General features: G+C 61.5%; 8 protein-coding genes. 4 read left to right on the top strand and 4 right to left on the bottom strand.

The genetic code is table 11. The features are described from left to right. The first annotated feature begins 497 nt into the window (after positions 1-497). Both BM066_RS25285 and BM066_RS25280 read left to right on the top strand, forming a co-directional pair. Entirely contained in the window at positions 498-992 is a 495-nt protein-coding gene (locus tag BM066_RS25285; protein WP_018061610.1) for a DUF2840 domain-containing protein, read from the top strand. Further along, positions 989-1,423, top strand: coding sequence for a ribbon-helix-helix domain-containing protein (locus BM066_RS25280; protein WP_018061611.1), 435 nt, complete (start codon positions 989-991; stop codon positions 1,421-1,423). The genes BM066_RS25285 and BM066_RS25280 overlap by 4 nt, the downstream gene beginning before the upstream one ends. Here BM066_RS25280 and BM066_RS25275 read toward each other — a convergent pair. The 3 genes from BM066_RS25275 to BM066_RS26230 all read right to left on the bottom strand — a co-directional run bounded on the left by BM066_RS25275 (position 1,420) and on the right by BM066_RS26230 (position 8,210). After that, the gene (locus BM066_RS25275; RefSeq protein WP_018061612.1) at positions 1,420-3,216 is read right to left on the bottom strand and encodes a DUF3363 domain-containing protein; all 1,797 of its coding nucleotides are present in this window, start codon (positions 3,214-3,216) and stop codon (positions 1,420-1,422) included. The two genes, BM066_RS25280 and BM066_RS25275, sit on opposite strands and share 4 nt — an antisense overlap. Before the next feature lie 438 nt (positions 3,217-3,654). Then, entirely contained in the window at positions 3,655-7,440 is a 3,786-nt protein-coding gene (locus BM066_RS25270; RefSeq protein WP_143093818.1) for a hypothetical protein, read from the bottom strand. After that, the gene (locus BM066_RS26230) at positions 7,440-8,210 is read right to left on the bottom strand and encodes a hypothetical protein (protein ID WP_143093817.1); all 771 of its coding nucleotides are present in this window, start codon (positions 8,208-8,210) and stop codon (positions 7,440-7,442) included. The genes BM066_RS25270 and BM066_RS26230 overlap by 1 nt, the downstream gene beginning before the upstream one ends. A gap of 121 nt (positions 8,211-8,331) precedes the next feature. Between BM066_RS26230 and BM066_RS26225 the strand changes: the two genes are divergently transcribed. Together BM066_RS26225 and BM066_RS25260 are read left to right on the top strand one after the other, a co-directional pair. Next, positions 8,332-9,114, top strand: coding sequence for a serine protease family protein (locus BM066_RS26225; protein ID WP_218150948.1), 783 nt, complete (start codon positions 8,332-8,334; stop codon positions 9,112-9,114). Positions 9,115-9,505: 391 nt separating this feature from the next. Continuing rightward, complete coding sequence (locus BM066_RS25260; protein WP_018061616.1) at positions 9,506-11,320, top strand: hypothetical protein; 1,815 nt, start codon at positions 9,506-9,508, stop codon at positions 11,318-11,320. A gap of 63 nt (positions 11,321-11,383) precedes the next feature. Here the strand turns inward: BM066_RS25260 and BM066_RS26220 are convergent, their stop codons facing one another. Beyond that, positions 11,384-11,758: a hypothetical protein gene (locus tag BM066_RS26220; protein WP_143093816.1), complete on the bottom strand. Its 375-nt coding sequence runs from the start codon at positions 11,756-11,758 to the stop codon at positions 11,384-11,386. Between the last annotated feature and the right edge of the window lie 341 nt (positions 11,759-12,099).

Below are 12,099 nucleotides of genomic sequence, written 5' to 3'. Positions count from 1 at the left end.
GTCGGAAGGTCTGCTCCCAGGCGGTGACGTCAAGGGTCCGCTTCCGGCGCAAGCGTCAATTCCCATTTTCGACCCTAGTCGTTGGGAATGCCCGCTTGGGGGCTTCCGCATCGCGGTGCCGTGGCGCATGGTTGGCGGATGAGCAAGCCGCCCACAGAGCCGGAACGCCCCAAGCCAGCCGTCATTGCGATAGACGCCAGTGGAAACGTGACCGCTACGGTAGACGGCGAGCCCGTCGATGCCGATCAACTCATGTCCGAGCTTACCGCCGCGCAGCGCGAAGCTGACAACGACGAGGGGAATAGCACGGATAGCTAACGTCCGTTTCCCACCCCTCTCTGAAGTTGGGAAGGTCTGCTGCCGAGCCGTCGCGGAAATTCGGACGTCTCCCTTTCTTTCCTTTTCTTCGCCAGAGCCTGTCTTTCTACGCCAGGCGTGCGCGGGGGATTGCGGACCTCGCGGCCTAACCGGCGGAATGGCGGCCAGGAGCCGCCGCCATGCCTCATGCAGAACCTCCAGCGACAACCGTTGAACTGATCTGGCTCAAGGACCGCCTCCAGCGCTGGGTCCGCTTCGGCCGGCCTATCGGCGAGACCGTCAACGACCGCCGCCGCCGCACCGTCACCTTCGCCCCCGGTGCCGTCTTCGCCCTCGTCCAGTGGGAAGCCGGCGACTACGGTACGACCCTCTCGCGCCTCTGGGTCCTTCGCGCGATCGAACCGGGCGAGCCCTTCGGCCACGTTCCCTTCGTCACCCCCGGCGCCGAAATCCTCCTCGACCTAAAGACCTGGGTGAAGGCCCGCGCCGGCCTGGAAGCCATTGACGCCGTCGATGCGCTGGGCATCAACCCCGAGCGCGTCTGTCCCGATCACTGGCGCCATGTCGGCGGCCGGATCGCTGTCGCCGAACCGCCATCGCCCTACAGCCGCGCCCGTCATCGCGCCTGGCTGTCGCGCAAGCGCTTGGGTCTTGCCGACGGGAGCGCCGCATGAAGGTTGAGACCAAGGTCTACCTGCCGGCCGATCTGGCCAAGGCGCTCGATCAACTGGCGATCCGCACCCGCCGGCCCAAGTCGGAGATCGTCCGCGCGGCCCTGGCCTCGTTCATGTCGCCGGACGGCGCCGAGCGCACGGAGGCGGCGTTGCTGCGCCGCTTGGACCGAATGAACAAGCACATGGAGCGCGTGGAGCGCGAAGCCCAGGTCGGCAACGAGGCCTTGGCGATCTTCATCCGCACCTGGCTTGGCGCCACGCCGGTCGTCTCGGCCGCTGACGAGGCGGCGACGCGGGCGCTGGGCCAGAAGCGCTATGGCGCCTTCATCCAAGCCCTGAACCGGCGCCTCACCAGCGGCGCGTCGCTCTCTGATCAGGGGTTCGAGCCGGGTGAGCATGGGTTCGACGCCGACGAGACCGGCGGACGTTAGATCCCGAGGCCCCGGCCGCGTCTGAGCTGCCAGGAAATAGTCCCGCCAATCTCCACCGTCCCGGCGATCTCCCGGCCCCGATAGCGCTCCATCACCGGCCGCCACGGCACCAGCGCGAAGTCCATGTGCCCCTCGATCACCGCGAACTTGCCCGACGCCAGCTGCACGCTATCGACCAGCTTGCCGCGCACGGCCTTGCCCGGCTCGGGCATTCGGAACGGTAGACTTCCGCCCTTGGCCATGGCTTCACCCCGACGACTGACCTCCTGGCGCTCCAGCGTCGCCAGCAAGCCCGACCTGGCGCGCCAAGCGCCATCGGCGCCGCGCGTGGCGTGGCCTTGGCGCAGCAGGGTCTCCCGTCGTCGATCAAGGGCGCGCTCGACCTCACCGCCAAAGCCCTGCGGCGCGGTCTCAAGGCGCCCGCCGCCGACAAGGTGGCGATCGAGCCAGGTGGCGCCGTCGCTGCGGATCTGGCTCTCCAGGTCGAAGGCCGACAACAGACGCACCTGCGACCGCCGGCCCTGCTCGAAGGCCTCGGCGCGCGTCGCGAAGTCCTTGGGAATGCTCCAGGCGTCCTGGCTCCAGCGCTCCACCACGCCGGCCCGCCGTAGCGCCTCCAGCCGGCGGACGTGGGCCTCGACGAGATCGTCGGCGTTGGCGCCGGGCGGCAGCTTCATCTCACCGCTGACCAGCCGTTGCCGGTGATCGCTGGGGCGATAGACGCCATCCTCGGCGAGGGCGGCGATGGTTCTGTCCGCCGGGCGGCTGGCGGGCGCGGTGCCGGTTTCGACAACGGCGCCGATGCGGATCTCGGCGGCGGTATCGCCATCGACCTCGACATGCCGGACCCGGCCGTCGATCCCATCGACCACCAAGCCGACCCGATCGCCCAACTCGTCGGTCAGGCGCTTGTCGATCACCCGCCCGGCCTTGGGGGTTGAAGGCTCGCCGGCCGGGTCGACGACGAAAGTCTCGGGATTGGCCTCTCGACCGCGCCGGCTGACGGCCCGGCTCATAGCGCGGATGATGTCGCCGCGCTCGCCAAGGCCCCGCAAGGTCGGCTCCAGATCTTCGGAGAGCCGCCAGACACCGGGGGAAACCTGCTCGGCGAGGTCCATGCGCTCAAGAGTCTTCAGCCGACCTTGGCGCAAGGTCGCGTCGCGATCGGCGCGGACCTGACCGGCCGCCGGCCGCATGTCGATGGTGCGCTCTGCGGTCATGTCGGCGACGAGGCCGCGGTCGATGTCCGTGAAGCGCTCGGCGGTGATCTCGGCCTGGCGCTTTCTGGCGATCTCCTGCTCGGTTTGCAGCCCAAGCTCCAAAGTCGCCAGTTCCTGGGCGCGATGGCGAAGGCCATGGGTGAGATAGTCCTGGGCGATGATCAGGTCCTTGCCGAACGCATCCTTGCCCCGGACCACGACATGGCTGTGCGGGTGGCCGGTGTTGAAGTGATCGACCGCCACCCAATCGAGCTTGGTGCCGAGGTCGCGCTCCATCTGGCTCATGAGGTCGCGGGTGAATGCGCGCATGTCGGAGAGGTCCGCGCCATCCTCGGGGGCGACGATGAAGCGGAACTGGCGGCGGTCGCCGGCGCCCCTCGCGGTGAAGGCCGCGCCGTCAACGCTTTCGCCGTCGCGGTCATAGAGGCTGGCGGGCCGACCATCGCGGGTGACGCCATCGCGCACGAGGTAGCGCAGATGCGCGCCGGCCGCCTGGCTCCCGAGCTTCAAAGCCGCCATCCGAGTCTTGATCACGACCCGGCGATAGCCCGCGCCCAGCCTACGAAACCTCATCGCGTTGGCAGCGTCCTGGCCTCGGCCGATCCGCGAGCATCGGCCGGGTGAGCCTGACCGCCTAGTCGGGCCATGGCCGCTCGATCGCGAGCCCGTCCGCGCAGGCTTGGCGACGAGGCGCGAGAGACGCTTTCCGCGCCCTACGGCCTGCCGTCCGTCGCTGCGGATGCGGCCCGGCCGGATCTCGAAATCCAAGAGGTGGTCGTCCATGGCGTCAGCTTGCGCTCATGGCCTCAAGCGGCAAGCGTGGCCGGGGCTAGGGACAACTGTGGCGTAGAAAAAGAAAGGTTCCGGCCTCGCGGCGAGACCAAGCCAGCCGCTGTTGGTCTTGGAAATTCCAGTGTGCAGACAATCGCGTGAGGGGGCGCTGGCCCCGGACGCTTCAATCTTGCCGTCGCCTATCCCGCCCGGAGCAGCCGCTCGTTAGGCGGCCGATACCTATTCAAATCGGCTCTCTTGGCCACGGTCGTGCGCATCCCAGCGCCGAATGTCGTCATCGAGCCGCTGTTGCGCCTGTCGTACCCAGTTCCGGATCGATCGATTATCATGGTCCGCGAGGATGGCCAAAAGCGGCTTACGCCGGACAAACCGGCTAGAAAAGGAGCCGCTGCTTGAGCCTGACCAAAACCGCCGTTCGAACGCATTGAGCACGGCGATCGGATCGGAAGCTGTATCGATCAAGGCGCGCGCCAAGGGCACCCACTCAAGAGCGCCCGTGTCTGCGTTCGACACGCTATAGGGTATGAAGGACGCGAGACGCGGCGCGCGGACCAATGAATCTTCGCCGACCCATTGGAGTGCTACCGAAGCATCGATAGCGACGACATTCTGTTGCCGGTCGTCATCATCACGCGCTGAACTACCAAAAAAATGCCCTATGAGACTGTCACCAGCCTCCGGATGGATGACGATCTCGTCTAGTACGACGCGCAGATACTGCTCTCTGACGAGCGCGCAGACTTTATCGAATTCGCGCACATGCTGGCGATTGGAACGACCGCCACCCCGCATGGCTCTGCAGATTGCAACAGCGGTGTCAGCCCCCCCGTCGCCCAGCAGCGCAAGCTTTGCGATTGAAGCTATTCCATAGTCTTCACGCGCATGAGCCTCTTCATAGGTACGCGGATTGGACACGAAGGCGCGGCCGAGCACGACCAACTCCGGCGCAATTTCACGTTTGTCGCTCCGGTCGCCAAAGATCCGCATATGGAGCACCTTGAGCGCCGAGAGAGCCCCATTCTCTGCTTCGTAGAGTTGCGCAAGGAAATCGCTGAGATCCGGCGCCGGGATCGATTTCGTCACGCCCCCATACATGAGCCCTTGAAAGCTCGGTGCCGGCACGACGCCAGCGGAAAGCGCGTGCGAGAATCGACGCATCGCCTGACTCCCGAGCGCCATGCTGGGATGCAGAAAAACGATGTCTGCGCGCAAATCGATGTCTTCGACCATCGCATCGAGTTGATCGTCAACCCAGGCAGTATCGCGGCGTGCCGCGCCCTTCAGGAAGCCGGCGAGTAGTGTCGGGTTGCGCGAGCCGCCCGCTTTTGCGCGATAGGCCGACAGCAACCGATTCCATTCGGCGGGAATGTCTTTCGCCGCTTTCGCCAAACCCTCCCCGAAGTCGTAGACGCTGGTCTGGCCTTCTACTCCAAGTGCGAGTTCGATCTGGCCATCGGTCACCAGTCCCCGACGGATCAAGCACTTCCCGAGGGCCTGCGCGAGTTTGGCGACATTTCGGACCGGGTGCTTTTCCCGTCCTCTCGGATGCCAATGGCGCCACGGCTCACCGAGAACGAAGGCTTCGAAAAGCTCCTCAGGCTTTGAAGGACGAAGCTTTGTTTCCAGCGCCAGCATTTGCGCGCGAAGATTAGTGTCAAAACCGGTGCGATCGAAGCTCAGCGCCTCAGAAACGGCGTTCCAGCCTGCATCCCAATATCGACCGTCGCTGATCTTCTGCACAGCGTCGAGCGCGAGATCGGCGTAACCAGAATTCACGAGTTCTCGGGTATGGTTGGCAACAATCCTCCGCGCGATGTTGGCCCCCGCCGCATTGCTGCAAGCCACTCGAATGAGACGATCCAATCCGGACCTGAACCACTGCGTCTGCTCAATGCCGCGGGGCCGCCATTCCCGGCTGCGTGGGCGGGTACCGAAACGATCGCCCAGAGACGAACTAAAGTGTCCCGTCTCCACCATGTGATTCAGCGCATCAAGGCCCACACTGCGGACGCGCTCGTCATCATCATCGACAAGTCGATCAATGAAAGCAGCCCGCATCGGCAAATCGGCAAGTGTGAACGACAGGACGATCCAAAACCGTTCCAAGAAATGCGTGCGCACTGAATTGTTGCCGGCGTCAGCCGGCTCAGCGACGACGAACGCAAGAAGCACATTCATCGCCCGCGCAAACAGGTCCACCCCATACGCCAGATGGACAAGTAGCTCCGCAAATTCGCGACGATCGGAGCGATCAGGAGAAAGGAAGGCGCCACGCTGAGGGCCAGCGAGCGTGCGCTCGATTGCGGCGAGCGCAGCCTCCGGAGCTGCCGGCGCCAGGTTGAGGAATGCAGTTAGGTCGGCATTTGCGAGATCATGCGGCTGACCTAGCCTTTGTCCATCGGCGAGGAGCGCTTCGGCAAGCGTTACGGCCTGCGGAATATGATGGAGGAAGCCGAGCCGTCGGGCGAAGGATGCGAATAGGCGGGGCGGACCAGTGTCGAATGTTGCGATTAACGCACATGGTTCGAGCCGACGCAGGGCCTCGGCAGCGAGCATATTGGCGATCGGCGGGGGCATGACCGCACGCTGCGGGCCACGCTGCTGGACGATACCCCAATCGAGGAAGATGGCGATTTGTCGGTAGAACTCTTCGATCGACACGCCGGCGACACCCGCCAAAATGGGATACTCAATGTCGCTCTGGTCGCCGCGCTCCATGTAGAAGGCGTAGACGAGCGATGCGGCCTCGGCACAGCGCCGTGCATGAGCATCCTGATCCTGACGCCCCGATTGAAACAATCGGCCGAGCAATTCGGTGTCGTTGAGGCTGGCAAGACTGACTCCGTCCTCGGCGCCTTCCGCGATCTTGAGGGCGACGCGGGCGTTGCCGCCAGCGAATTCAGCTACATGGCGGCGATCAGCAACCGAGAGCTTCGGGCGGCGCTTTTCGAGTAAAGCCGCAAGTACGTCATCGCTGTTGTCGCCGAGTGAAACGACCAAGGTGTTGCTCGGTTGATCGTCACCGACATCATAGTCAATAGTAAGGAGACTCGAACGACTGCCAGCGCGCCCCACAATTTCGGCGAGCTGGCTGTGCAGACGGGCGGTGCAGTTATCGACGACGATCACAGCTTCGACGCCACTGGCGACCAGTTGCTCCGCCAGTAGGGCGGAACCCACGCCAAGCTCCGTGCCTGAATCGCCGTAGATTGCTCGGCTCGGCGCAATCGCCGTCGCAGGATCTAACGCCCTGTCGAACAGCGCCTCGGCCAACCGCGTCTTGCCCATCCCGGAGATTCCAACCAGGCGCACAGCGCCGCCGGCAACGCTAAGTTCCCGGCGCATTGCGGTGATGGCGGCAATGATCTCTACGGCGTTGCCGCCAACCCGAGCGCGCGAACTCTCGTCGTGCAAATAGGCCGTCGTTTCCTGGTTGGCGGTTGACCAGCCGCCGTAGGGCCGCCAGCCGCGCACCGATCGCCCTGCCGCTTCGAGAACGTCGAGCGTGATCCCGGGATGCTGATTGACCCAGCGTGCAATCCGATCTGCACCCAGGAAATCCAAATGGACGCGCTCGCCATTCGGTACGTCGGCGAGCGCTTCGGTCATTGCCGCTAGACGCTTTTGATAGCCCGTGTTCGCGACGTCGTCGGTCGAGAAGACGATATAGGCGCCGTTCTGCTTGGCGAGTTCCGCAAAGAGAGGTCGAACCTTGCCTTTGGGGCGCATTTCCTTCGTGAGCGCAGCGGCTGCCATAACCTCCGCCTTGCATTGGAATACGATGCGCCGACGCGGCAACCAATGCGCGGGTTTGGGCGGCCCCGTCCATACGATCGATGCATCGATTCCGCTGTCGCCTGCGGTCTGGTTCCCGCCCGCTGCGATGCCTGATAGCGCTATCCCACGTTGGACGGCTTCAGCTTCTAGAAGTTTGCGGAGAAGCGTCCGTAAAGGCTCATCTCCAATAGATGCAATCAGTTCTTTAGTTACATCGAACGGACCCATCAGTTGTATTTGTCGATGTCGGTGGTTGTGTAAATCACTTCACCACTTCGCGGGTCTATGAATTCAACTTTCGTAATATCGGCGGCAATGAAATATTGCATGACGAATGTGTCTGTTGGCTCTGAGATCGTGGCGTCATGCAGGATTGCGGGCTTGCTAACGATCGAACCCTTGTCAGCGTAGACCCCGGTCGCCTCTCTGATAGTGCCTGAAATTCGCAAAAGAACAGCTTTGCTCAGGGTGCGAGCCGCCTCACCGTCCAGCTGTGTTAAAAATTTGAAGGGCTTCCTTGAAAATTGCTTGCCAGGTATCTCGACGCCGTAAATTTTGCCCTCGATTTTGGTGATCGTGGCCTTGGCACCATAGGAATTTTGGCCAGTGTACTCGCTATATTTACGCTCTCCGTCGAGTTCCCATCCCTTGCTGTATTCACTCGTGCTGATCGTGAGCGTCTTGGTTTCTTTATCATAGCTCGAACGGAGCTCATCATTGCCAAAAACGGCGATGAAATCGCGACCGAGATACTTCCGAGACGGATCGTCGCTGAACTGATCGGCGGAACCTTTGGCGGCGAGTTTAGCGATTGCAACCAGGTCGCCGTTCGTCAGCGTTCCTGTCTCGGGGATAACGTGCGGCTTCGGAGCCGGAGCGGGACCCGCTCGCGGCTTCGCCACAGCAGGTTTGGGGGTGGGCCTTGTTTTCTGTGGGGCGGCAACGGCCGAAGTGGTCGCGGCTAGTATGCATGCGGCGATGAAGACGAGCTTCTTCAATGGCATCCCTCGCCCTACAAGCTACCGCTGGGGTAGCAAGATTCACTAACCTAACGCCAAGCTGGTCAGCGGTGAAGCTTTGGTTCTACAGTCTGCACCAGTTCCTGGAGAGATGTGCGAGATGCCGACAGCGAAGGAGGCGTTCAACCTCATCCCCTGGAGTTCTTTCGGCCGCAAGACGCGTATCTCCGAACTGGCGCGGTCAATCATTCCCGTCGGTAGTTTCGACGTTGCTCCACCGATTAGCGAGGCGCTGACGACCGTGCGCGCCGGAACTGCTGAGCACGAAACCCACCTAATGAACGTCGTAGGCACCGCCTTTCAGGCCGGTCGGGGCAAGCTTCTAACCTGCTGGCATGTTTGCCAGGCGCTCGATGTCAAAGGTGGCAACGCCTACATCGAAACGCGTTCGCAATTGGAAAATGGCGACGTGGTGAGCATACGCCGACGGATCATCACCAAGCTCAACTTCATCGATCCGCGTCACGACGCCGGGAATCCCAACATCGATGTCGGAATACTGATCTGTCCGGCAGTGGCCACCAAGACCCATCCCTATGATGCGCCGGTAGTGCGTTGGGGCCGGTCTCAAGACGTGGGCGTCGGTGATCGGGTGCTGATCGGTGGCTATCCGCTGGGCCGCGACATGTTCTTAGGCACCGAGACCAACCGGGGGATCGTGCAGCCCAGCTTCTACGACGGCGTGATTAGCGCCATTATTCCGGCCCTAAATTCGCGCGAAACACGGCTCTTACAAATCAGCACCGTCGCCTTGGGTGACCGTCGGCTCTGCTCGACTCTTCATCGATGCCGCTGCGGAAGAAATCGGAGACCGCACGGCGACGGACGAAGAAAATCAGACGCTGAGGCAGATGATCGGCGAGCGCTTGGCTTTCGCCCATAATCTCCTGATGAACATTCCCATGGAGCGGCCAACCTGGCCTGTCGAGCCCCCCTCTACGGTGTCATAGTCGGTCAGAGAACATCTCCCGGACACCTTGGCGTGCAAGGGCGTAATCGCGCCGAGCGCGATCCCAACGGCTAGATCGCCACAGAGAGCTTGTGTCGGCTTAGGGAAGCACCCGACCCGCGATGGGGAGCGCCAACACCGCCGAGAAGCGGACGTTCTGACCGTCCGCGCGGGGTGGAAACCGGACAAGCACCGGGTCAAGTACGCGGCGGATCTGATAGAATGTCGCTCATGTCCGATAGCCGATGCTCGAAGTCTCGCCTGACACTAACTGATGGCTTAGGTTCATCTCCTTTCCCCTTGGAAGGCTGTGAGGATTTTGCGCATGGCGTCAGCCTGTTTGGTCATCGCCAACGTCTGCCTCACTCGGGCACCTGTGGGATCAGGGGAAAGCCTGTTCGGGTTCCCCGACTTTCTAACTGGATTAGCGCTCCTTGCCCTCGTCTTCACTCAATCCGACCCCCTCTATCGTTTCAGGATCGCGGTTGCGCCCATTCCCTTGGGCGGCCTCACACTAGCGGCTATTATTCTGGTCGGCGGAGCCTCCTTGCTCAACGACCTTTGGTTTGCGCTTGGGTGGTATTCGTTGCCATGGGCCGTGCCGAAAGTAGCGATCCAAGCCATCCTGGGCGGCTTTCTATTTCTGGCAGTGCTGCTGTGGTTGATGTTCGCCTTTGCGCGTCCGCCACGTTTTGGACGCTTCAACGCGCGGAAATTTACGGAGGCGGTATATCGAGGGCTTGCCCTTGGTGGCGAGGGGGTCTCGCCCGCTATCGCTCTTGAGATTCGTCGTTCGTCTGCGGCGATTGTCGCGGCTTGTAAGGCGGCTGAGCCTCCGCCTCCGGGCCAGGCCCCTAAGGAAATCCCGGAAGAGACGAAGTACGCTTTTGACCTGCTGCGACTGATCGCCAATCGACGTTTCTGCCGCCAACTCATCGCTTCTTCACCCGGCACGGCCATGGCGTTGATGGACGAGGCGGCGAGGCAAGAGGTCTACTTCGCTCCGTTAGGCGGGTTCGCGCAGAACATCACCATTGAGGCGATTAAGAACCACGACTCCGGTCTATACCATGAGGATCGGTACGGTATTTCCGGCTTGCTAGGACAAATGCAGCCGTTCACTCGGGCTATGTACGGTTGTTATGACCTTGTCGAAAACTCTTCGACAGCAATGGCGTCCGCCATCGACCTCCACTATCGCGACACAGACGGTCTAACCGCGCGGGAGTGGGAAGCCTATGGACGCGCGATCACCACAACGACCGCCGACTATCTAAAAGTCCAGCGTTTCCACCACAGTTCCCGGGCGATAAACCGCGCGATTGAGCACATCGTCAATTCGACCGGTACGCTCTATCGCATTGATGGAATTACAGAGTGGCGTCAGTGGCGCGAGGAGTCTGACAAGCTAGACTCTGCGATGTCGGTAATCGATGAGATCGTCGGGCAGATTGACGAGAGCCCGAACCGGCCGACCCGGCGCCATGTGCTTACTGGGCATCGCAAGTACCATCAGCGCGATCTGACCGATGAGCTATGCGATGCTCTGCTTGAGATCCTCACCCATGCCGCCGCGGTCAAAGAGCCCACTGATACGGCTTGGGCGATCCACCATAATATCTTCTGGAGCGGCCTCAACGAATTTACGCACCGATCGGAGACTTGGAAGATCATCCGTGCACGTTTCACGCGTCTAATCATTCATGAACTCAAGAATGTGCGCAGGTATGGAGATTTCAAATCGATCCGCATTATCGGATTATTGCTCAACGTCCTTGGCGTTCACGAAAACCCTAAAGGGGAACGGAATTCGGAGTTTGCCTTCCTGCGGCGCTACGTAATCCGTTTGGTCAAGACGACTTACATGAAGATCGTCACTGAGCAGCCCCATGTGGCTGAAGCTTGTTTGTTGGGCGGCATTACGTTCGATGCCCCTAATAAGCGGCTGGTAAAAACGTACATGCGCGGATTGCAGGTCGAGCCGGCTCGGGAATATCTCGACCTTGATGAATGGGCGCTACCCACGCCAGTGGCGAAAGCGCCGGGTAAGCTTCCCCCTGCGTCCAAAGGCGGCGCTCGCCCGACTTCCGTCCGACCAATTCGCCACAAAAGCCGGACTCGGCGTTCCAAAGAAAATTAGAGTCGCGAAGGCCCGCTTGATACGAAGCGAATAGGAAAGGGGCACGCCGCGTCGCTGATCGCGTTATTTGGGTACCTCTAGGTCGGTATCGGAGAAGCCGCACGAGCCGCACGCTCTCGTCACATTTTTTCCGCCGAGAACGCCGAATTCAGGGTGTGGGGCAGTTGTGACGATCCGATAGTCTAACACGCCGCAAGATGGACAACTCTTACCTGGAGCTTTGGATTTTCCAGCTTCTAGTTCCACTATGCGCTTATCTTTTTCGGCCAGTGCTTCCTTTGCATCGCTTAAAGCCATGCGAACGTCTGCAAGGTCGGAGTAGAGCGAAGCCACTTTCAATTTCAGCTCACCGATCGAAAGCGCTTTGTCGATCTCAGCCAGCTGCTTCACAGTCGTTAGCGCAGCCGTTGCGGCGGACAATCCAGCAGCAATGTCCATCTGATTGTCCTCGTCTCAGTTGCACAAGTGGCCAAGCTTAGTGGAAGCGCGATCCTCGCGTAAGGTTGGCAATGGACGTGACCCTAAATGGCGACCGACAGCTTGTGTCGGTTCAGCATGGCGCCCGACCGGACGCCCAACGCCAACCAGGGCGGATCGGTGTCGGGTCCCGTGCGTATCCCCCACAAGCAGGCTCTTACAATGTCTGAGAAGGGTGGATCATCGCCCTTAGGCCCAGACCCGACAGCGGACGTTGAGCGGGTCCGCATCATGTGCAGGCGCCAAGTTCGCTCTTTGTCTGAGAACAAGCGCGAAACGGGGCGCAGATTCGGACAACCCAT

Origin of the sequence: Caulobacter sp. UNC279MFTsu5.1, assembly GCF_900114015.1 — a bacterium.
GTDB lineage: Bacteria > Pseudomonadota > Alphaproteobacteria > Caulobacterales > Caulobacteraceae > Caulobacter.
This window is presented reverse-complemented; position numbering and strand designations above follow the sequence as displayed.